Source organism: Mucilaginibacter celer (assembly GCF_003576455.2).
GTDB classification, from domain to species: Bacteria; Bacteroidota; Bacteroidia; order Sphingobacteriales; family Sphingobacteriaceae; genus Mucilaginibacter; species Mucilaginibacter celer.
Genome location: NZ_CP032869.1, coordinates 2,162,982 through 2,186,098, shown reverse-complemented (window position 1 = coordinate 2,186,098; position 23,117 = coordinate 2,162,982). Strand labels below are relative to the sequence as shown.

Sequence of the window (23,117 nt, the reverse complement as noted above, 5' to 3'; positions counted from 1 at the left end):
TCGAAAAACACAAGAATATGAAAAATCAAAACAAAAATACATTTACAGCAGCCATCAATTGGTTTACCGGTATCCTGCTGCTGATGTTGGCCGGCAGCTTAAATACGCAGGCCCAGGTAAAGGATTATGCCACGGACGAACACCTGAGCCCGGCAGTTAAAACTTTCCTGAAAACTTTAAACACCGGTGGCCCGGGTTTGGAAACACTTAGCCCTGTGAAGGCACGTCAGGTGTTGGTCGACGTTCAGAGCGCCTATAAGGTCGATCTGTCCGGTATTAATGTATCCGAAAAAACGATTAGCAGCGGAGGTTATAAAATCAAGCTGAACATCGTGCGTCCGGCGGGATTAAAAGGCGTGTTGCCCGTATTTATTTATATCCACGGTGGCGGCTGGGTTTTAGGTGATTTTCCTACTCACGAGCGCATGGTAAGGGATCTGGCTGTGCTTTCAGGTTGTGTGGGCGTATTCGTCAATTATACCAGGACACCTGATGCCGTTTTCCCTACGCAGATCAATGAGATCTATGCTGCCACCAAATGGGTTGCAGAGCACGGGAGCGAAATCAATGTGAATGGTAAAAAACTGGCTGTGGTAGGCAATAGTGTTGGCGGTAATATGACGGCCGTAACCGCGCTTAAAGCGAAAGAGAACAAAGGGCCGCACATCAGCCTGCAGATCATGATGTGGCCTATATTGGATGCAAACTTCGAAACCGAATCCTACAAATTATATGGCGACCAAAGGTTCCTGACCACGCCTTTGATGAAATGGATGTATGATATGTATATCCCTGACGCAGGGAAGCGTACAAACATTTATGCTTCACCACTGCAGGCAACTCACGAACAGTTGAAGGGCTTACCACCTGCTTTGATCCAGGTTGCTGAAAACGATGTATTAAGAGACGAGGGAGAGGCATACGGCAGGAAATTGGAGCAGGCAGGGGTCATTGTTACCGCTGTACGTTACAATGGGGTGATCCATGATTTCGGTTTACTGAATGGCCTGGCGACTATACCACAAACCCGTTCTCTGTTTGTACAGGCGGCCGCTGAAATGAAGAAATATCTGAAATAGTTTTAAATCACCTATTTTGTATTAAATGCGAATGGAAGCTAAGGCACAAATACCATCGACCCAGGAAGTGATCAATGGATTTTTTCAGAGTGCGGCCCAACTTGATGCAGAAGCCGCGGCTTCGTTTTTTGACGAAGAGCCTGATTATTACATAGCAAAATCTCCCTTTATGCCCTGGACCGGTAAGCGCAACAAACGCCCGGAAGTGGCTGTCGCACTAAAACAGCTTTTTGATGCGCACGTACCGGGGGAAGAAAGCTTTACTATCGACCATCTTTTTTTTGATGGCCAGGAAGCCGCCCTCTTTGCCGTCGCAAGCCGGGTAGTTAAAGACACCAGGAAAAAATATTCAGCTAAGATCTGCATGCGCTTTACCGTAGTGGATGGCCTGATAACCAGGTTCCTCATCCTGGAGGATTCACGCGAGATTGAAAAGGCTTTCAATAAGGATACCGGCTACTGTTAATCCTAAACTTGAATTAAGCAATAATAACGGGCCTGGACTTCAGGTCCGTTACCTATACATTTACTGCACCTGTTTCGGGAATAAAGGAATCCATTAAAGGATCGATTTCAAATTCAATCCTGATCGTAGTTCCGTTTTCATTGGAGATTGAGATGTCTCCCTGTATGTCTTCCGTCAATCCTTTCAGTAGTTTGAGGCCCAGGGAACTTGAAGCGTAATTAATTTTCTCTGTACTTATCCCAATGCCATTATCAGCGATGATCAGTTGAACTTTCTGTTCAATATTTTTCATCGTAATCTTTATCATGCCTTTTCTACTTTTCGGAAATGCGTATTTAATTGAATTGGTTACTGCTTCGTTGATGATCAGTGATAAAGGGACAGCATAAGATACGCCTAGCTTTATCTGCTCAATGGCCAGTTCAAAATAGACCTGATTTCCAGTCCCGATGCTATCGTTGAGATAACCAACAAATTCCGGAAGGTACGTTGACATGTCCACGGTTTTGATATCTTCAGACTGGTATAGTTTCTGATGGATGAGTGACATCGCGTAAATCCGGTGCTGGCTGTTTTCAATGGCCTTCAACGCATCCTTTTCCAAATAGGCGGCCTGTGATTCCAGCAGGCAAATTACTGTGTGGAGGTTGTTTTTCACCCGGTGATGCACCTCTTTTAAAAGCCACTCTTTCGACTTTAATAATTCGTCTTTTTCATTGATCGCTTGTTGCAACTGATTGTTCTTTTTGTCCATTAGCCGCTTTTGCTTATTTTTAATATGATAGCGGTTATACAACATTCCAATGACCAACAACGATATAACTAAACCGATAATTATGAATTTTCTGATGGTATTCGCTTGTTGGATTTGCAGGGCATTTTTGGCCTGTAGTAGCTGAAGGTCTTTTTCCTTTTTCGTCATCAGCAATTGTAATTTCAGTCCCGCAAGGTTTTTCATATCCATGGAATCAACCTGGGCCTGATTATAGCGGATATACTCTTGTAAATGCCTGGCCGCCGACTCATAATTTCCACGGACAGAATCAATTTTATAAAGGAATATATGAATGTCTGCCAACGTGGCTATTTCATCCGTTTTTGGACCGGGAATTTTCAGGGCCTGCTGAAAGTACCCTTCTGCTTTATCGTACTTTTTCGTATCAAAATAGAAACGGCCTATTTTAAATTTCACGTACGCAGCACGGAAATCTTTGGTGATCATCGTGTTTTTGTCACTCAATTCATCTGCAATCAAGTAATTTTTTTCGGCTTCAGGGTATCTCTTTAAACTTTGGTAGTTTTCGGCAAGTGACATATACAAAAAGATTTTGTCCCTGGTATTACCTGGTACGTTTTTTTTGAGCGTGCTTTGCAAAAGGCCGATTGCCACGGTCGATTTACCCATTTGATTGTAGTTTTCCGCCAGGTTGAAAAGGATCGGAAAGACATCAGGATTTCGCGTTCTGTTGAATTCCTCTAACGCTTTACCGAGCCAGTAATTGGCGAATGGATAGGAAGCAGCTTTGGGTCCGTAAGTCGTATGGCCGACCCTCGCATAAAAATAAGCCAATCCTAAACTATCCCGTGTTGCAAGGGAAGACTTGACCGCCTTTAAAGCGTACTCCAAATCTTTACTGGCAGCATTTGTCGTCGCGGAGATCAGTGAAATAATATCATAAGTATAATGGACAAAAGGAAAATCGAGAGTCTTTTGAATCTGAAGCGCACTGATTGCGGCAGCTTCCGCCACTTTCATGTTTTTCATTAAAAAGTTCAAATAGGACAGGTTTAGCAAAGTATTTACTTGTTTTGCAGGCTGATTGAGCTGTTGATATAGTTCATTGGCCTTGCTAATGCTGGTTACTTTGAGTAAAATGGTGGCCGCGGACGGCGGGATGTAGCTACCTTGGTAATCCCACGCCTTCGCTTCCATTACTTTATCCTTCGTCTTTTTGCAGTTATCAAAAATTTGTGCGAAGCAATCTGTTCCTTTTTTTACCTCGTTAGCTTTGAAGTAGTTTTTACCCAATAAGCAAAGCGTCTGATTGGTCCAGAATGTCGAGTACAGTTCCGCACTTTGCTGCCGGGCCTGCAACAAAAAATGCTGCGCTCTTTCCCGGTCACTTTGATGGTATCCCGGTTGGAATGCATAATAGGCACCTAACAAAACCAGTAGTTGAACACGATCAATTCCCTTAAGAGTGGCAAGCCTTTTTTCGGCAATAGCGGGCTCCCGGGTATCTATCCATTTATTATCGGATTGAACAAGCGCATTGCCGAAATTATCGGTAATGACTGTCCAGCGGCTTAAACGATCTTTTTGGCTTACCAGCAGAAGGCTGCTATCCTGATCAACTTGGCCCTCCTTAACAACAGTATAATAATTCAGGCTCAATTGCAGTAAGAGCTGCTGTTTCTCCTGGCTTAATTTGCTCATTTGCGCGTTTGACGGAACAGTAAGCCAGAATAAAAAGTATAAGAATATTACTGTTTTTGCCATGATTTCAGCGCTATAGGAGTGATTAATCGCACGCCATGTATAGCTGAGCCCACTAATAATAAAAGGGGACGGAAGAATCTAACCTGCGATATTAATCGAATCTAAAATAAATTTAGATGACTAACAAATTGCAATCATTTTAAAGCACTAAAAATCAAGTTATTATTATTGGCTCCTAATTCAAGATATTCAGCCCTCTTAAAATGTAATATCAGGAAGCCAGGCTGTTCATAACCGTATCTATTTCAAATTCAATCAGAATTCTGGTTCCGTTGTCATTGGTAATACCTATCGTTCCCTGGATATCTTCGGTCAATCCCCGAAGTAACTTCAATCCCAGGGAATTTGACGGGGACTCGATTTTTGCAGGACTAATTCCAACCCCATTATCTGCAATGATGAGTCTGATAATTAAACCGGTTCTATACATATAGACAGTAATTTTGCCCGCCCTGTTATCAGGGAAGGCGTATTTAAGGGCATTGGTAACGGCTTCATTAATAATCAGGGATAAAGGTACTGCATAGGAAACACCCAATTTTATTGGTTCGATATTTAATTCAAACAGAATTTGGCTCCCAGTTCCGAAACTATCCTTAAGGTAGCCGATGAATTCGGGCAGATAGATGCCCATGTCAATCGTTTTGATATCCTCAGACTGATAAAGTTTCTGGTGGATCAGCGACATGGCGTAAATCCGGTGCTGGCTGTTTTCAATCGCTTTCAAAGCATCATTTTCCAGATAAACGGCCTGCGACTCCAACAGGCAAATCACCGTATGCAGGTTGTTTTTTACCCGGTGATGTACCTCTTTTAACAACCATTCCTTTTCCGTCAGCAAATGTTGCAGTAAATCATTTTTCTGAGAAATCACCTGATTGTTCTTTTTACGTTGCGCACTTTGCCGGTACAATAAGAAGGCGATAAAAAGTGTCAAAAGGATCCCTCCTATCGTTACATTTTTTACCAGCGTCAGGCGTTGCATATCGCCTTTTTCCAATGCTGCCTTCTGATTTAGCATTTTGATCTGATCTTCTTTTTTCTTCGTCTCATATTTAACATCGAAATCTTGCATATCGTGCTCTCTTTTTTCGGTTAAATACAAGTTATCAAGCGCTTTATTTTTACTCAGGTGGGTCAACGCGGACCGGTAATTGCCGGCAGCAGAGTCTACTTTATAAGCTAAATATTCTAAATTACTGCGTCGGGACAGTGGAAGTTTCTGCTTTACAGTTTTAAAAATACGGTCAAGATAGGGCTTTGCCTTAGCATAAGATCTCGTCTCCACATAAAACTGCGCCATTTCGAAATGATCGTTTTGAAATGCCTGTTTTTTTTTAAATAAATAATTATAAGACTTGAGCAAATATTTTTCCGCCTGGCTGTTATCGATCTTTTGATAACACCTTCCAAGTTCCTGTTCATATCTTGCGGCTTCTGCCGCGTCGTCCGCCGGGAACTCCCTGATGCTTTTTTGCAAAAAAGCAAGCGCTTCACGATCTCTTTTCTTATAACGAAGCATGCTGGAAATGACAGTTACCGTTTCCGGGATCTTGTTGCCAAACATACTCGGGTGAATTTTCATCTGTGTAATAGCGAGCTTTAAAAAGTCGATGCTTTTTTGCTGTTGTTTCGCATTGGCGTAAAATCGTGATAAGGCAGAATAACAATCTGCCAGTGCCAGCGGATCTTTATTTTTTTTCTCCAACTCAAATGATTTTTGAGCAAGTTCAAAGCCTTTCTCATAAAGACCATTGTCCATATAAAAGATATACATAGGTAAATAGATGTACTCCAGGTACGGGTAATGCACCTGGTTACACTCATTTATGATATCGTTATAATCTTTTTCAATTCCAGGATAGTTGCCATAATGCCTGTAATGCGTCAGGATTGTCCTGGCGATGATCTCCTTTACTTTCTGGTGCAGGCTTTTTGATGAATCCCTGGCTTGCTCTGCATATTTTAATGCATTTTTATAGTAATTGTCCGTTATATCATCGGCGGCATAAAAACTTTTATAACTCAACGCAAGTAATAAGTTAATCCTTGTCGTATCGGTAACTGTGGGCAATAAATGTTCAGCTTCTGTTACTTTACCTTTGTCGCTTAATATTTCCGCCATTCGGACCTGGGCCTTTCCAAAACCCGGCCGATAATTAATTTTCGCAGACAACTGCCTGGCCTGGTCTGCATAACGCGTGGCTGTATTTAAATCTGCGTCTTTCCTTTGCTGTTTATTATAATAAAGGTTGCTGAGATCTAAAAGTATGTTAACCCGGTCACTATCCGCTTTACTCTTTTTTAACCCTGTCAATAATTCAGCTCCTCTATTCGCAGGAACAGGTCTTGGAAACCCATAGTATTGTGCTCTGGTTATAAAAGGGCATAAAATAAAGAAAATCAGAAATGGCACAGCTGTCACGCAGCTGTATAAAATACGATTATTCCCTGATGTTTTGATGGTGCAAATCATTGGCGAATGGATTCTGCTAACTATCCAGTGAGCTATTTTCCAGTTACAACAAGCAATGCGTATATGAACAAAAACGAGGACAGATCTTTAGGGCATTATAGATGGTTTCTGATCGAGAATGTAGCTGATCCTTTTTTCAGGATGTGAGATACCGGGTTTGAACCTGAGTGTTTTACCCTCGAAAAGAGCATAGGTTATTTCCCCCTTTTTTCTATCGGCTGTTACCATCTCCACCGAAAGTAATGTTCCGGGGATCTTATTTCCATACCAGTAGCGATTGGATTGCTGCTGCCACGTAACCAGGGCCATTACTAATCCCGGTGCATGCAGCGGATCACTGGTTTTCGCAGCATTTAGTGCGATATCATTGCCGTAAACTGTTGCCATGGTAGCTTTTTTTTTGTCTATCAGCGTGCTGATCACTTTAAATCCTTGTTTGGAGAAATTAAAGTCAACAGGAAGCGAGGCTTCCACATTAACGGGTTCGTCAGCGATCGTAGGACCGGCACAGGCTGCCAATATTAGCGAATAAGCGGACAGTACCAAATAGGTTTTGATTTTCATGGCGTTAATGTTTAATAGGGATGGTAAATACATAATCTTCATCTTTCATGGGGCGGTGGCAATTGATACATTCTGAAGCGAATGAGATAGTCTTGCCATACGGTACCATCTTGAGTGTTTTAAACCGGGCAAAACCCCAACCGCCTGTAGATCTGTATTTTTTCGTATTCTTAATCATCAGATCCAACTGGACAAATGCACCGGTGCGGGTGTTCCCGGCTGTATCTATGATCTGTGTCCACAAGGCTTTGGCGATCCGCGTCCCGTCCGGCCAGGGCCGCGTATGATTGTTTTTTACCGCCTGTACGGCAATGTCATTCCCAAAAATGACCCGCATAGTTCCGCTCTCAAAACGATCACTGGTACTCAGCGGTTGCCAGTTCTTATAATCCGGGTCGTAGGAGATGCCGTTTAAAGCCACGGGTAAGGCTGTTATTTTTTGATCACCCCGAATCCATCGTTGGTATTGCAGGGCATCAGCATTGACTTTCGCGGTATCGGATGGTTTATGATCGACCAAACCCGCTAAGTAGTTTTTTAATGTGGCGACATCAGCAGCCGATACTTTTGCTGATGGATGAATAAATGTATAATTCGGGCGAGGCATAGCCCCCAGCGCAGCATGATTGATCGCTTCCCATAATTTTGTCTTTTGCTCGGCGGGCGTTAATTTATCCCATTCCGAAAAATTAAGGTGTGCCCTCGCCGTATTGATGTGCCTGGCCACCAGCCAGTAAACAGGGACGATCTGATCGGCCCAGCCTAATTCTGTTTCGTTGGAATGACAGTCGTAACAGGCCCTTTTGAAGATAGCCTTGACATTGGCCGGAACGGGAATATCCCCCGTCACGGGTCGTTTTTTTATTTCGGGGCGTAGAAACTGGATAGAGATAAAGATGATCAGTAAAATCAGCCCGATACTCACGAAAGTCTCTTTTTTAAATAGGCTCATGGTTTTAAGGATTAAATGTAAGTGCTGCATGCAGTGGAAACGATCTTATAATGATACAGCGCAGTTAAGCCTGCTTTTTGAGGCGTTCTATCACCTGCGTTGTTATTTGATCTGTTGAACTTCCATAGGCAGCTACGAAGATTCCTTTGTCACCGGTCCCGGATTCGATCGCATAAATGATCACCTCATCGGCTGGATCTGAATCACCTTCGTAACGATAGATATCCCTGATCTCAAAGTTGTCTATATTATATTTATTGCCCGGCCCGATCAGGCGGTTGGCCAGCAGATTAAAATCGATAATAAAGCCCTGGCGTTTAAGTTCGCTGATCGCTATTGCCGCAGTGTCATAGTGAAAGTTCCTTTCCATAGTTGATGTATCAGGCCGGTTAAAGGCTTGGCCCGTTAAGGGTTAAAAGTCGAAAAATCTATAAAGCGTGAACTGAAATCGAACAGGGACTGGCTATAAACCGATTTTTCGATCTTAAAATCCCAAAACCGGTGGGTGCCACCGGTAATCACATTCCCCGGCTCCTCATCCAGGTGGACTACAGCTTTCCCGCTTAACTGCAGTGTTTGACCATTGGTAAAATCCACCACCAGGAGCCCCGCGGCAGGGTTAACATGGAAGTTGCCCAGGGTGTTAAACATGCTGTTCCCGATATAGTCCGGTATGCGCAGTGTTTGTTCATCGATATATGCTATAAAGCCGGTATCACCACCCCGGTGAGAAACATCCAGGTCTCCGTCCGTGTCTGCGCTGGCCACGAAAATCGTATCTGCTTGTTTCATCCAACCTTCAAGCTCTCGGGCGGGAGGCGGGGATTCCCCGTGGTTACTGATCAGCTGGCGGCGTTGAATATATTTAGGGCAATTAGGATAGGCCTGATCAATCTGTATCCGCCAACGGCCAGCTTCGGCGAAGATGTGCCCGTTCACCCGGAACCGCCGCCGGGTAAGCAATTCGATAAAAAGAAGGCCGACACCCCGTCCGTTGCGGACGTTAGTCCAAAAGATATCCCCCGGGCTGGATCGAAGCAGCGCAGGGTCAAGGATCAAATGGTGATCCTCGTCCAATTTTAAAAAGCCAGGTTCACCGGTCAATACCGAAGCCCAAACCATACCCCGGTCATCCATGGATGACGCAAAAAAGATCTTTTGGTTTTGTATAAATATCACGGCACCTTCCGCCAGTTGGTTACTTATAATCCCCTCATTGCGCAACGCCATTGTCCTTTCGCCGGATTGCTCCTGAACAAATTTCTCTCCCAAATGAAATATGGTTCCCGACATGTTTTTTTATTTTAATATGCAATGGCCATTTATATAAGGTAAACATAGTGCCAACATTTAAATAATTAACAATCAAATAATTACATTAAAATATAATAACTACGACCTGCGATATTTCGCTTATCACCGGATGCAAATTGAAATGTCAACAATTTGAAGGGGAGCTTAGTCCGGTTATTGCCTAATAAATATTCCAGTCGGCGAGTGTGTTCTCTTTCTGCAAAGCGCAAGTTTGCCTTAAAACAATTGCCATGCAGATAAACATGATCAGCCGGGTGAGTAAAAAGATGATCGTTTCCATAATTTCGGTTAAGAGCGTTTAATTGATTCAAGCGCTGCTGAAGCGATTTTAACTGCGGAGATTTTTGTAAAACCTTTCATAATTTTAACATTTAAATGGATCATTATTCATTTATATAGTGTATAAAGCAGTTCCAGTGCATACATATAAATGACAAACATTTGTCCCTTCAAAAACCGTAGTGGTGCAGCAAGCATTGGGGCTGGCCAACGGAACAATCTCCATGACTTTCCAACAGTACTCCGGCAATCTGCCCTTGTTCCCATCGCGGCTTGTTCAGCGATTATTCTCGGCAATTCTGTCCCTGGTTCGTTGTTTGTGATTTGCATGGCTTATATCATTTTATCTGATGAAGGCAACGATTAGGCACATGCCATGCCACCAGCTCAACTTACTCACAATCAAATAATTATAAATAGAAGTAACGCCTACGAGCTTATGTCATTTCGGGAATCGGCGAAATCATAATGAAATATGAACAACTCTCGATTATTTGATGGGAAGGCGTGAAAGGCACCTCTTTCCAGTATTTAACAGATCTCTATCGGCGTTGCCTGAACGCTTTACTTATATATCGCTAATGCTGCTCCTATTTGGCGAAATAAGGCCGGACAGCAAAAACCAAGCAAGAGCATAAACACCAAACAATCAATCCATTAACTATTGGTATATCCTTTGAATGGTAGCTAATGATTGTGCAGATGGGTAAGTGGCAATTAATCTAATCATCAACATTAACAATGGTAAACATGAAAAATTCAGACGCTAAAGCCGAAGTGATCATCGATTTGCAAAACAAAGGATACGACCTTGATTTTACGCTTAACAATGAATTTCTGCGCTGTGTGCAGGATGGTGAACTGATCAGCCCGGATGATTTTGAAATTGCCGAAACCTATTTAATTCAAAGTGAAGCACAAGCCGGTATGCCATATGTCATTTATGCGATCAGGTCCCTGCACAACGGGATCAAAGGTATTTTAATGACTTCCTATAGTGGGTTTATGCATGGTATGTCCATCCGCCTGTGGTCAAAGCTTGCGGCCAATCTTAATTAATAATCACACACATTTAAAATACCTAAGTCCCCACGGTCTAACAAATCAGATTATGGAAACAGTAAATAACGAAGCAGCGACTGCCTGGCGGGTTTGTTAGATACAATTAATCGTCCACGACCACTTTTTAAACTTTCATCTTGGGGCTTATACTAAGCTATCAAATACGAGCCCGACTATTTTGAGGAAAACAAGAAGAAATTTTTATTTGGACTTCTCAGACAACAAAGATTGAACTTTTCAGACAAGTACCGGTTTCAGTTTCACAGTATTTTTGTACATGCCAAAAAAGTACTGGCAATTTTAAATTGTTAACAATATGAAAACGATAAATAAGATTTATATCAATGGGGCTTTTACAAATCCACACGGAAAGGAAATTCTCCCATTATTTAATCCGGCGACTGGCGATCGCATTGGCGACGTCTACTTAGGTGATGAAACGGACGTTAACGAAGCAGTAAAAGCTGCTAAGGCGGCCTTTAAAACTTTTTCTAAAACATCTTTGAAAGAACGCGGTGATATTCTTGTAAGGCTTTACGAAGCCATGATTGCGCGCGAAGATGATTTGAACGCCGCAGCAGTTGAAGAATATGGTTCTCCAATAGCAGCAACAAAAGGGCGTACGCGTTATTCGGCACAGCTTTTTTTGGATGCAAAAGAAGCTATGGAGAATTTTGAATTCGAGACAAAGCTTGAACATGCGCTCGTTGTTAATGAGCCCTTAGGTGTAATAGCAGCAATTACTCCGTGGAATGCAAACTATACTCATATATGCAGTAAACTGGCACCGGCAATCGCAACAGGCTGTACAATGGTCATCAAACCAAGTGAATTAAGTGCCATTCAAACACAGATATTAACAGAATGCTTTGCTTCAGCAAACGTGCCTGCAGGCGTAATAAATATTGTTAACGGTACGGGAATAACTGTCGGGGCTGCCCTCACAGGGCATAAAGACGTGGCTCTTGTATCCTTTACAGGCTCTACTAACGTGGGCAAGTTAATTGAACGCAGTGCAACAGAAACACTGAAAAGAGTCGTATTGGAACTTGGCGGCAAATCACCAAATGTATTATTGGAGGATGCAGACCTGGAGAAAGCAATTCCCCTGGCGATTGCAATCGCCTTCAGCAACAGTGGCCAGGCCTGCCATGCGGGTACGCGTTTGATCGTTCCGGAAAGAAGGATCGAGGAAATAAAACCACTGCTTAAAAAATATACTGAGGATTTAAAGATTGGCGATTTACACAGTCAGGAAACTTATATCGGTCCAATGGTAAGTCAAAAGCAGTATGAAACTGTCCAACGATATATCAAATCCGGTATTGAAGAGGGTGCTGAATTATTAGTGGGCGGCCCTGGTCATCCTGATGGATTGGAAGGTTTCTATGCAAAACCAACCGTTTTCATTAACGTGAACACAAAAATGACAATCGCTCAGGAGGAAATCTTCGGCCCTGTGCTGGCAGTTATTACCTATAAAACGGAGGAAGAGGCAATTGAGATTGCCAATGACACTATTTATGGATTATCCGCATATGTAAGCTCTTGCGATATTGATAAAGCTCGTGAAGTAGCAACTCAAATCATATCAGGCAGAGTTTTGGTTAATACTGCTATAAACAAAGAAAACAAAGCGCCTTTTGGCGGATTTAAACAGTCCGGTATAGGAAGAACCTCCGGCGCGTACGGTTTGGCAGAATATGTAGAGCCAAAAGTTATCGCTGTTTAATAAAATGATTTGATGTTTGATAAGAGGCTGCATCACTTTGGTGGGTAGCCTTTTTTTGAGTGCAAAACTATAGAGAACAGACGTAAATAAAAATCATACTTTAGTTTATAGTTAGACGGCAGTTTGAATGTAAATACCATCTTATGCAATTGACAGACCAGGGTTATAGAATTTTGTCATCAACCTATGCCACGAGTAATTCCAGCGGTGAAAATTTTATTGATGAATTTCTCTTCACTTTTCAAATATCCGGCTCTTTAATAATTAACGATGGCAAGGAAAAAAAAACGTTTAAGGAAGGCGAATTCAGATTAAGTATCAGGAACAAATTGGCGAAATTCACAAAACAGGTTCCTGCTTATGGCGTTTACCACTCGGTGTCTGTAGTATTCGACCAAACACTACTGAGAGAGTTCGCTTTGGAATATAATTATAACGCACACCCGCACTATAGTACCGAACCTGTCCTGTTGCTTAAACAGAATTCTCACTACCTGGATTATTTTAATTCTCTTACGCCATTTTTGCAGCCTAGCGCGGACTTTAGTGATTCGATAGTTAAGTTAAAAATAAAAGAAGCACTTCTGACGCTGTTGAAATTACAACCAGAGCTTAAGGATATTCTTTTTGACTTTAACGAGCCCGCAAAAATTAATATTGCCGTTTATATGGAACAAAATTTTCGGTTTAATTTAAGCATTCAGCGTTTTGCATATTTGACGGGTAGAAGTATTTCCTCCTTTAAACGGGATTTCCAACAAGTATTCGGTGTATCTCCGGGCCGCTGGCTACTTTCAAGGCGACTTAAAGAGGCTTATCATTTAATCAGCCAACAAGGGCAAACGCCTTCCGATGTATATATCACGGTAGGTTTTGAAGATATCTCTCACTTCTCACGCGCTTTTAAAAGCCAATTTGGTATTCCGCCTTCAAGATTAAATGCCTGAAGATAAGAAAGTCTATAACGAGTTCAGGTGTAGATACAATGCGATAGGTAACTAAATCATAGAAGCAAATGAATATGATAAAAACTCATTTGATGATATTTCGATAATGTTAAATTAATCATCTATATATCCTTTTCTTAAAAAGACATCATTTTCCATAATCACCAAACAATCAACAAGTTAATTTCTGGCACAAATTTTCTGAAGGATGATAATCGATATAAACGATACTCAGTCTGGAGAATTCGCTGATATTGACCACCTGATTTCGGAGGAAACTGACCACCGATTCCGCGGGAAAGTGACCACCTGATTCCGCGGGAAAGTGACCACCCCGAACGAGCCACTTATGCTGTAGAAGCAGGCCTATTTTTGAGGTTTAACAACTTCACTAATGGCCAACACTACGATAAGCATGAGTAAGATAAGACAGATCCTAAGGATGTACAGCCAGGGCCGCAGCAAGCTATCGATAGCGGCCCAGTCCGGCGTGTCACGCAATACCGCAAAGAAGTACCTTGTTGCGTTCGATGCCAGCGGCTTTACGTTCGAAGAGATCAATACCCTTAATGATAAAGAGCTGGAGGACTTCTTTGGCAAAAGCAGTGAACGCCCCCCGGACAAGCGCATGGTGGCCCTGCAGCGCTGTTTCCCGCAGATAGATAAAGAGTTAAAGCGTGTCGGCATGAACCGCCGCATCCTGTGGGAAGCTTATATCAAAGAGTTCCCTGACGGGTTCAAGTACACCCAGTTCTGCTTTTATTACAACCAGTGGAAAGCCCGCGTGAACCCCACGATGCACCTGGATCATAAAGCCGGTGATAAGCTGTATGTGGACTTTGCCGGTGAAAAGCTAAGCATAACGGACAAGGATACCGGTGAGGTCATCGAGGCCGAGGTGTTCGTTGCTATCCTTGGTGCCAGTCAGCTAACTTACGTAGAAGCTGTGCTGAGCCAGCAGAAAGAAGACTTTATAGCAGCCTGCGAGAATGCCCTGCACTTTTATGGCGGCGTACCTGCCGCCATCGTTCCCGACAACCTGAAGGCTGCCGTTACCAAAAGCAACCGCTATGAGCCAACACTGAACGAGACCTTTGCCGACTTTGCCGACCATTACGGAACGACCATCTTACCAGCGAGGGCGTACCGCCCTCGCGACAAAGCACTGGTAGAAGGAGCTGTTAAGATCGTTTACAGCCGTATCTACGCACCTGTTCGCAAAGAGGCCTATCATACCCTTGCAGAACTGAACACAGCGGTCAAAGCCGCTTTAGAAGCACATAACAGCCAGCCGCTGAAAGGCCGCAATTACAGCAGAAAGCTCCAGTTCGAGGAGATAGAACGCCAGGCTCTCTCGCCATTACCGGCATTACGTTATGAGTTCAAACGGCAGCACCAGGCCACCGTAATGAAGAACGGGCATGTTTGTCTTGGTATCGACAAACACTACTACAGCGTACCGTACCGCTTCATCGGCAGGAAGGTCAAACTGCTGTATTCCCGCACCAACGTAGAGGTCTATTACCACTACGAACGCATTGCCATGCACAGGCGTATCAAAAGCCCTTACAGCTATACTACGGATAAAGACCACCTGGCTTCGACACACCGCTTTATGACCGAATGGACACCAGATAAGTTCCTGGAATGGGCGGCATCCATTCATGAGGATGTGAGGCTTTACATCCTGAAGATACTGGACCGGAAGCAACACCCGGAACAAGCTTACCGCTCCTGTATCGGTATCCTCAGCCTGGCGCGTAAGGCAGGTAACGAAAGGCTGGCCAGCGCTTGCAGGCGTGCACTCGGTTATGGCGTTTATAACTACAAGACCATACAGCAGATACTGGAGAACAAGATGGACAGCTACGAGGATAGCTTATTTGCTGACGAACTGCCTATGCCCAGCCATGACAATATCCGTGGAGAGAACTACTATAAATAACCATTAATAAATAGATCGATATGAACACGAACACCTTGGACAAACTTCGCAAGCTGAAGTTCTTTGGCATGTACCATGCCTTTAAAAGCTGCCTGGAAACGGGCCAGACCGCTGAATACACTACTGATGAACTGCTGGCCCACCTGGTAGAGGCCGAATGGGACGACCGGCAGAACAGGCGCATAGAGCGTACGATCATGTATGCTAAGTTCCGCTATAAGGCCTCGGTAGAGAACATCCACTACCATGCCGACCGTAGTATCGACCGCAATCAGGTAATGCGCCTGGCAGACTGCCACTTTATTGACCGGAATGAGAACCTGTTGATCACAGGCAGCACCGGTATCGGCAAAAGCTATATCGCTTCTGCTATCGGACACCAAGCCTGCATACTGGGTTACCGCGTGTTCTATGCCAGCACACCCAAGCTCTTTGCTAAGCTGAAGATGGCTAAGGCAGATGGTTCCTATATGAAGGATGTCGCCAAACTGGAACGCCAGCAACTACTGATCCTGGATGACTTCGGTATACAGCCTTTTGATGCGCAGAGCAGGGCTGCACTGATGGAGATCATTGAGGACAGGCACGGTAAAACGTCATTGATCATTACCTCTCAACTGCCGGTCAGTAAATGGTATGAGGTCATTGGTGAAAAGACGATCGCTGATGCTATCCTTGACCGTATCGTGCATGATGCGCACCGGATGGAACTTAAGGGAGAGTCGATGAGAAAAAGAAGGCCGGCAGAGCCCGAAAAAAGCTATCTGCAAAACACACTTTAAATAACTACTTTTGACAACGCTTCTACAGCGTTCGCTGCGCTCGTTCGCCAGCACTTTAGGTGGTCAATTTGCCACGGAATCACCTGGTCAACTTCTCCGTATTATACACTCTAAACAGGTTAAGAACGCAGTTTTGTACTAAATCTGCCAGGCTCCAATCCTTATCTAAGTAAATGTCCGTCGTTGGATGTTCTTCATCCACATGGTTCAGGGCGAGGCCAATATCATCAGTATGCATACCGCCCTTATTGCGCGCGATATTGGCAAAGGAATGCCGTGCCCAATAAAATGTAACACCTGCTAAACCTGCAATTTTGCACAAGTCTTTCATACCGATACTCAAGGCGGTATTCAGACCATTATGAGATACGAATTTTGCCTGTAGCTTTCCGGCGTATTTTTCCAAGATGGGCCTTGCCTCATCCGGGATATAAATGCTGATAAATGCATTATCCTCGCGTATGTCGCGTGTCTTAGAACGATTATATTCCAATCGTTCCTGACCAGGCAAAAGAGGTTCCAATTGATACATATCCACGGCATTTAACCCGCACATATAAAAACTAAGCATAAACAAGTCCCTCGAAAGTTCTGACCAGCTTCCAGGTTGTATTTCGCAATCGCAGACAATCTTTACCTGTTCAAGGCTAATATTCCTTTTCCTGGTTTTGGGAGCAGCACCGAGCTTATACTTTTTAAAAGGATAGTGCTTGATTTTTAATATACCGCGTTCCTCGTCATTGTACTTTTCAACTGCAGCATTGAACAGGGTTCGCAAATCCCGCATGATGGTATAAAGTCCACCTTTTTTCATGCCTTTTACGGTTGAAATAACCTCAACGCCGCTTTTGCCTACGCGGACCTGTTCCCGATCAGTCTTCAGGTACCGTTCCCAAGAAATCAACATGTGGGAAGTAATTTCATTAATAGATACAGAATCTTTTTTGAAATAGTCGATCAGGCTGTTTTTAACCCTACGATGGTTATTTGCAGAGCCATCCCGCTTATCTTTCCTTTCCTGTCTAATGTGTTCCGTACAAAACTCAATAAAATCAACTTCCTTGTCTTTATCCCTTAAATAATCCCGAAGTTCTTCGCAGGTAAAAAAATCCAGTTTAGTTCCGAGGTTACTGATGGTAGTCCGATAATCATCGAGGGTGTCATCAATAATCTTGTTCAGGAATTTATCCTTGATTTCCAAATCAGGAGTTAATTGCCTTTTGGAAACAAAATGAATAGTATCAATATGTTTCCGGTCTTGCTGATGGTAAACAATGATCTTAACATTGAAGGTGCCATCTTTTTTCTTGTGGTGTTCATAAACTTTTGCGCTTACGGTTGCCATGATTTACATTCATTAGCACGCCGATTTGTTGTAGCATATTTGTAACAAATGGACGTGAAATTCAACAAAAAAACATGTAAATCCTGCTAAAAAGGTGCTCTAAATTAGCAGTGCTGCGAAGGTTCCTATTCCGCGTTTAGAAACAAAAAAAGCCGTCCCAATACAGAAACGGCTTTTACTGAAGTGCGCCCACCTGGGCTCGAACCAGGGACCAAGAGATTATGAGTCTCCTACTCTAACCGACTGAGCTATAGGCGCTTACGGTTTTAATCTTTTGGCCGGGGCCAAAATTTTAAGGTCTTATTTTTCTATTTGTTAATCAGAAATTTTCAAGGGTTATTTGCAAATTTCTGTGGCTAACAATCGCCAAATTTAACCTTTTTTCGCCTATTATTCAGCAAGATTATGAGTCTTCTACTCTAACCGACTGAGCTATAGGCGCGGTTATTTTGTTTTTGTTTGCGGGTGCAATTTTACATATTTGCGCCCATATCTCAAACTCTTTTTATGGAAAATATTAAAAATATCATCTTCGATTACGGTAACGTTATCTTCAGTATTGATTTTAAACGGGTTCAACAATCATGGAATCAGTTAGGTATCGCTAATCCCGAAACCTTTTTTGGCCATAAAGAGCAGGATGCAATTTTTGATAAATTTGATCGCGGCGAGGTTACCGCGGCCCAGTTCAGGGAGTATGTGAGGGAAAAAACCAATAACCCGGCCCTTACCGATGAGCAGATCGATGCCGCCTGGAACAGCATTTTAGTTGGAATTGCAGAAGGCAACCACGATTTGCTGCTCCAACTAAAAGATAAATACCGCACCTTTTTGCTCAGCAACATCAACGCCATCCACTACGATTATATCATGAACTACCTTAAAACCGATTTTGGTTTTGATGGCAACGATCACCTTTTCGAAAAAACATATTACTCGCACCTTACCGGCAAACGCAAACCCGAGCCCGCCATTTTTGAGCAGGTATTGAAAGAGAATAACCTGAAACCGGAGGAGACGTTATTTATAGATGATAGTCCGCAGCATTTGGAGGCTGCCAAAAAACTGGGTATCCAAACTTTTTTAATGACCGCACCGGATACCATCCAGCTATTTGCAAAACGGGAGCATTTAATTTAATAAATACTCCCGTTTATAATTAAGCGCTTTTGCGGCGTTTTCTTTCTTTACTGATCAGGCTTAGCTCGCGGCTCATTTGCCCGGCTATGGCCGTGTTTTCCTGCGCCCGGCGGAAAAGGTATGGTAATACAGCTTTTACCGGTCCGTAGGGTACGTATTTAGCTACATTATAATCTGCATGTGCCAGGTTAAAGCTCAGGTTATCGCTCATGCCCAGCAATTGCGAAAAGTAAACGTGAGGGTGCTTATGATCGATGCCTTTGGTGTTAAGTAATTCGGCCAGCAGGCGGCAGCTTTCTTCGTTATGCGTACCGGCTATAAAGGCTATTTCGTTGATATGGCTGGTACAATAATCAAGCGCCGAATCATAATCCAGATCGGCCGATTTTTTATCAGGTTGAATTGGCGATGGGTAGCCTTTTTCTTCGGCACGTTTACGCTCTTTTTCCATATAGGCACCGCGCACTATTTTGGCACCTAATATAAAGCCCTCGCTTTGGGCTATGGCATGGTCGTTCAGCATGGAAGCCAGTTTATCATGCCTGTACATTTGGTAAGTATTATATACTATAGGCTTTTGCTTGTTAAAGCGGGTCATCATGGTAAGGGCCAGCAGATCGATAGTATCCTGGATCCAGCTTTCCTCGGCATCAATCATTACCGGTACATTGGCTTTATATGCTTTATCACAAATAGCCAGCACCCTGTTCTGTACCCTTCTCCACTCCTCTTCTTCGGTATCGCTCAGTTTAAGGCGGGCATCAAGTTTCTCCAGCAAACCGAAACGCCCCACACCGGTTACCTTAAATACGGTAAGCGGAATGGCTTTGTCTTTGGCTGCACGCTCAATGGTGCGGATAATTTCGTCACGGGTGTTATCAAATACCGTTTCTTCCTCCTCTCCCTCTACCGAGTAATCTAAAATGGTACCTACCCGGCCGCTGTAAAGGTTTTTAATGGTATTATCGCATTCGGCAATGGTTTCGCCGCCGCAAAAATGTTTAAATATGGTAGCTTTGATAATGCTTTTAATAGGTAAGCCAACCTTCATGGCAAAATTGGTAACCGGCGGCCCAATCTTTACCAAAAAATTAACGTTGATCATTTTGAACAGCCAGTAAGCGCGGTTCAAATCAGTATCGGACGAATGGCGGAAAGCTATCTCTGTATTTTCGAAAGAGGGCGTATTTTGCCCTTGATTATTGTTATTTTCGTAAGAGGTCATCTGCAAAATTATAAAATGATAACTCATAATTGCACGAATAGTTTATTTTTGCCATCCCATGATCGAATTTAAGTTAGAAGGGGAATTTATCCCCATGATTCAGCTACTCAAAGCTGCAAACTTAGTACAAACCGGCGGCGAAGCGCAAATAGTTGTTACCGAGGGCCTTGTGAAATACAACGGCGAGGTTGACTATCGTAAACGCCTTAAAGTAAAACGCGGCGATACGGTTGAGTTTGATGGGAGTAAAATTATTGTAATATAACAATGAACACTATCCAAAGCGATAATTACGCGGTTTATTTTGATAACGCTCTTGACGAATTAGTAAAATTTATTGAAAAAGGTAAGTACACCAAGTTCTTCATCTTAACCGACGAAAATACAGGCGAACACTGCCTGCCTTTACTTACCAGCAAACTTGACGGCCTTACTTATGATCTGATCGAGGTTCAATCGGGCGAGGAAAATAAGAATATTGATTTTTGTGTTGGCGTTTGGAAAATGCTGATCGATTTTGGCGCCGACCGTAAAAGCCTGATGGTAAACCTCGGTGGAGGTGTTATTACCGATATGGGAGGTTTCGCGGCTTCAACCTATAAACGGGGGATTGATTTTGTGCAGGTACCCACTACCCTGCTTTCGCAGGTTGATGCTTCTGTAGGCGGCAAAACAGGTATTGATGTTGATGGGATCAAAAACATTATAGGCACTTTTACCATGCCTAAAGCCGTTTTTATGGCGCATGAGTTTTTGCAGAGCCTGCCGCCCCGCCAGGTACTTTCGGGCCTGGCCGAGATGTTAAAACATGGTTTAATTGTTGATGCCGGTTACTGGAACAACCTTAAATCAAGCAATCTTAAAAACCCGTCGGTTGAGTTGGTTCATCGTTCGGTGGAGATAAAGAATGAGATCACGATAGCAGATCCTCACGAAAAAGGTATTCGGAAAGCTTTAAATTTTGGTCATACTATTGGCCACGCGGTTGAAACTTATTCGTTATTGCACGATGAAGACAGCCTTACACATGGCGAAGCCATCGCAATCGGCATGATCTGCGAATCGTACCTCGCCTATAAAAAAGCTGGCCTGCCAGTGGATGAGCTTAACGAGATTGTTAAAGTATTAAGTGATCTGTATCCGAGGTATACAATTAAAGAAGAAAGCTTCGACGAATTGTTGCTCAACATGCAAAAGGACAAGAAAAACGTAGGAAACGAAATTAATTGCACCTTATTGACACACATAGGCCGCTACAGTATTGATAATGTGTGCACAGCCAACGAACTTTGCGATAGTTTAAGATATTACATTAACCTGTAACATGCTGCAACATTTAGATTCGCGAAATCAGGCTGCTTTAATGCTGATGGGCTTGCTGGTGGTTTTAACCCTGATTGAAATGGCCCTGAGCTATTGGGAAGACCGCAAATATTATGAAACCCGCGATACGCTTACAAATATCTATCTTACCTCGCTGGCCGTTGTTACCAACCTGTGTGTAAAAGTATTTACCTTTTTTGTGTTGGATTACACGTATCAGCACTACAGGCTGTTTCAAATTCAAAATGTTTTCTGGTACTGGTTTGTGCTGGTGGTAGTTCAGGATTTTTTGTATTGGGTGTTGCATTACACCGGTCACTACTGTCGTATGTTTTGGGCTATGCATGTAACCCACCACTCGTCTGAACATTTTAATTTTACAACAGGTTTTCGCTCTACGGTATTTGAGCCGCTTTACAGAGTGTTTTTTTATCTGCCGCTTGCGCTGATGGGCTTTACCGCTTTAGATATTCTGTATGCGTATCTCATCACCCAGCTTTACGGCAACCTGGTACATACTCAATATAAAATCCCACTGCCAAAATGGTACGGCTGGATTTTTGTAACCCCTGCACACCACCGGGTACACCATGCTTCAAACATTCCCTACCTTGATAAAAATATGGGGATGGTGCTGATTATATGGGATAGATTGTTTGGCACTTTTAGAGACGAGGACCTGCCCGAGCCTGTAAAGTACGGTTTAACCAAACAACCCGACGATATGGGGCCTGTAAACGTGCTGTTTCACGAGTGGAAGGCTTTGTTGCACGATGCCAAAAACGCTCCCGATCTGAAATCAAAAATAGGTTACTTCATCCACCCCCCGGGTTGGAGCCATGACGGCAGTACGCAAACAGCCCGTGTTTTGCAAAGAGAATACGAAGAGATGGAAGAGGCGCATAAAAAACACGAAACCGCCGCGTAACATTTTAAATTGGCAACGGTCTTAAACTATATAAATTACCTAAACCGATGCTTCAGCTCGTATCTAAACTACAACATAACACCTACGAAAAAGGTGAGTTTTCTGATGAACAACCGCGTGATCTGGATGAAACCATTCGTCTTATCAAAGATTTTCCCTGGGACGCCGAGCGGGCTTTGACTGATATTCAATTAACCGGGCCTTCGGTAACTATTCAGGATAACGATTTGAATTATCTTAAACTGGGATTGTTTTTTAATGGTAAGTTTTGCGTTTATTATCTCGATAATCATAATCATCTGTACGAATACCATGCCCCATCCATCGATGAAGCCTGTAACCAGATAGAAGCTTTCTTTAATCAAACCTTAGACTTAAAATCGTACGAAAAGCATTTTTTTAATATCGGCAATCAGCCACATTTTAAAACCGCCAATTTTATATATCGTGTAAACCCGTTGAAAATTTTTGCAATGGCTTCAGGGGTTTCTGTTTATATATTATCATTTATTGCTTTTACTTCTGTTGGTGTTTTTAAACCGGGTGATAAATCCGCATTAAATTTTTCAATAGTAGGTGTTATTTTGGTGGGAATGCTGATTGGTTATATTTTTCTTAGGCAAATGGAGGGCCGGCATCAATATCTGCAAATTTCGCGCGGCAAAACCTCATTCTTGTATGGCAAGGATAAAGAGCACATTCAAACTTATGATAAATTAGATATCGAGGTGATTAATTATAAAGTAGGTAACAAGGGAGCAATCACCAATATTGAAATAATATTTAAAGATGGCAGATTTATCAAACCGAGACACCTAATAGATGGGAATACGCTACTTGCAAAGTTTCCGGAAAAACTGCACATCAGGTTAAATGCAAGATAATTTAACTGTTAGCGATATAAAACAGGAGCACCAACCAAATTAAATTTGGTTGCCCTATTATTTTTAACAAAAAATAAAATTATCTATTGACAAACTCTTTTTTTACCGTACATTTACGGCGTAATAAAAAAACAACAAATGAAATTAACAGGTGCATACTTTTTTGGTTACTAC

At 42.8% G+C, this 23,117-nt stretch carries 20 protein-coding genes and 1 tRNA gene; 12 read left to right on the top strand and 9 right to left on the bottom strand.

Going from position 1 to position 23,117, the window contains the following annotated elements; all coding sequences use genetic code 11:
* Positions 1-17: 17 nt before the first annotated feature.
* Positions 18-1,079: an alpha/beta hydrolase gene (locus HYN43_RS08715; protein ID WP_245447214.1), complete on the top strand. Its 1,062-nt coding sequence runs from the start codon at positions 18-20 to the stop codon at positions 1,077-1,079.
* A gap of 31 nt (positions 1,080-1,110) precedes the next feature.
* On the top strand, positions 1,111-1,545 hold the full coding sequence (locus HYN43_RS08710) for a nuclear transport factor 2 family protein (protein ID WP_162996389.1): 435 nt from the start codon (positions 1,111-1,113) through the stop codon (positions 1,543-1,545).
* Positions 1,546-1,597: 52 nt separating this feature from the next.
* Here the strand turns inward: HYN43_RS08710 and HYN43_RS08705 are convergent, their stop codons facing one another.
* From HYN43_RS08705 to HYN43_RS08680, 6 genes are all read right to left on the bottom strand, one after another.
* Positions 1,598-4,045, bottom strand: a complete 2,448-nt coding sequence (locus HYN43_RS08705; RefSeq protein WP_119411329.1) for a tetratricopeptide repeat-containing sensor histidine kinase — start codon at positions 4,043-4,045, stop codon at positions 1,598-1,600.
* A gap of 211 nt (positions 4,046-4,256) precedes the next feature.
* Complete coding sequence (locus HYN43_RS08700) at positions 4,257-6,521, bottom strand: sensor histidine kinase (RefSeq protein WP_119411328.1); 2,265 nt, start codon at positions 6,519-6,521, stop codon at positions 4,257-4,259.
* A gap of 87 nt (positions 6,522-6,608) precedes the next feature.
* Complete coding sequence (locus HYN43_RS08695; RefSeq protein ID WP_162996388.1) at positions 6,609-7,085, bottom strand: cytochrome P460 family protein; 477 nt, start codon at positions 7,083-7,085, stop codon at positions 6,609-6,611.
* Between the two features lie 4 nt (positions 7,086-7,089).
* Positions 7,090-8,037: a heme-binding domain-containing protein gene (locus HYN43_RS08690; protein WP_119411661.1), complete on the bottom strand. Its 948-nt coding sequence runs from the start codon at positions 8,035-8,037 to the stop codon at positions 7,090-7,092.
* Between the two features lie 64 nt (positions 8,038-8,101).
* A complete protein-coding gene (locus tag HYN43_RS08685) occupies positions 8,102-8,407 on the bottom strand; it encodes a hypothetical protein (RefSeq protein WP_119411326.1) in 306 nt (101 codons plus the stop codon).
* Positions 8,408-8,442: 35 nt separating this feature from the next.
* A complete protein-coding gene (locus HYN43_RS08680) occupies positions 8,443-9,330 on the bottom strand; it encodes a pyridoxamine 5'-phosphate oxidase family protein (protein WP_119411325.1) in 888 nt (295 codons plus the stop codon).
* A gap of 1,050 nt (positions 9,331-10,380) precedes the next feature.
* Between HYN43_RS08680 and HYN43_RS08670 the strand changes: the two genes are divergently transcribed.
* The 5 genes from HYN43_RS08670 to istB all read left to right on the top strand — a co-directional run bounded on the left by HYN43_RS08670 (position 10,381) and on the right by istB (position 16,098).
* Positions 10,381-10,689, top strand: a complete 309-nt coding sequence (locus tag HYN43_RS08670) for a hypothetical protein (RefSeq protein WP_162996387.1) — start codon at positions 10,381-10,383, stop codon at positions 10,687-10,689.
* 319 nt (positions 10,690-11,008) lie between these two features.
* On the top strand, positions 11,009-12,424 hold the full coding sequence (locus HYN43_RS08665) for an aldehyde dehydrogenase family protein (RefSeq protein WP_119411322.1): 1,416 nt from the start codon (positions 11,009-11,011) through the stop codon (positions 12,422-12,424).
* Positions 12,425-12,567: 143 nt separating this feature from the next.
* Entirely contained in the window at positions 12,568-13,371 is an 804-nt protein-coding gene (locus HYN43_RS08660; RefSeq protein WP_119411321.1) for a helix-turn-helix domain-containing protein, read from the top strand.
* Positions 13,372-13,786: 415 nt separating this feature from the next.
* Positions 13,787-15,316 (top strand): IS21 family transposase, encoded by a 1,530-nt coding sequence (gene istA, locus HYN43_RS08655; RefSeq protein WP_245446919.1) that lies wholly within the window; start codon positions 13,787-13,789, stop codon positions 15,314-15,316.
* 20 nt (positions 15,317-15,336) lie between these two features.
* Complete coding sequence (istB, locus tag HYN43_RS08650; protein ID WP_119407387.1) at positions 15,337-16,098, top strand: IS21-like element helper ATPase IstB; 762 nt, start codon at positions 15,337-15,339, stop codon at positions 16,096-16,098.
* Positions 16,099-16,177: 79 nt separating this feature from the next.
* Here istB and HYN43_RS08645 read toward each other — a convergent pair whose 3' ends face one another.
* Positions 16,178-17,443 (bottom strand): tyrosine-type recombinase/integrase, encoded by a 1,266-nt coding sequence (locus tag HYN43_RS08645; RefSeq protein ID WP_119411320.1) that lies wholly within the window; start codon positions 17,441-17,443, stop codon positions 16,178-16,180.
* 184 nt (positions 17,444-17,627) lie between these two features.
* A tRNA-Ile gene (locus HYN43_RS08640) sits at positions 17,628-17,701 on the bottom strand.
* A gap of 249 nt (positions 17,702-17,950) precedes the next feature.
* Here HYN43_RS08640 and HYN43_RS08635 point away from each other — a divergent pair.
* Entirely contained in the window at positions 17,951-18,583 is a 633-nt protein-coding gene (locus tag HYN43_RS08635) for an HAD family hydrolase (protein WP_205589901.1), read from the top strand.
* 19 nt (positions 18,584-18,602) lie between these two features.
* Here the strand turns inward: HYN43_RS08635 and HYN43_RS08630 are convergent, their stop codons facing one another.
* On the bottom strand, positions 18,603-19,808 hold the full coding sequence (locus HYN43_RS08630) for a proline dehydrogenase family protein (protein ID WP_121540030.1): 1,206 nt from the start codon (positions 19,806-19,808) through the stop codon (positions 18,603-18,605).
* A gap of 58 nt (positions 19,809-19,866) precedes the next feature.
* Here HYN43_RS08630 and HYN43_RS08625 point away from each other — a divergent pair, with 58 nt between their 5' ends.
* Genes HYN43_RS08625 through HYN43_RS08610 form a run of 4 tightly spaced genes read left to right on the top strand, consistent with a single transcriptional unit; the run spans position 19,867 to position 22,943 of the window.
* On the top strand, positions 19,867-20,073 hold the full coding sequence (locus tag HYN43_RS08625) for an RNA-binding S4 domain-containing protein (RefSeq protein ID WP_119409057.1): 207 nt from the start codon (positions 19,867-19,869) through the stop codon (positions 20,071-20,073).
* A 2-nt stretch (positions 20,074-20,075) separates the two neighbouring features.
* Positions 20,076-21,131 (top strand): 3-dehydroquinate synthase, encoded by a 1,056-nt coding sequence (gene aroB / locus HYN43_RS08620; RefSeq protein WP_119409056.1) that lies wholly within the window; start codon positions 20,076-20,078, stop codon positions 21,129-21,131.
* 1 nt (position 21,132) lies between these two features.
* Entirely contained in the window at positions 21,133-22,059 is a 927-nt protein-coding gene (locus tag HYN43_RS08615; protein WP_162996386.1) for a sterol desaturase family protein, read from the top strand.
* A 47-nt stretch (positions 22,060-22,106) separates the two neighbouring features.
* Positions 22,107-22,943 (top strand): PH domain-containing protein, encoded by an 837-nt coding sequence (locus HYN43_RS08610; protein ID WP_119409055.1) that lies wholly within the window; start codon positions 22,107-22,109, stop codon positions 22,941-22,943.
* The last annotated feature ends 174 nt before the right edge of the window (positions 22,944-23,117 follow it).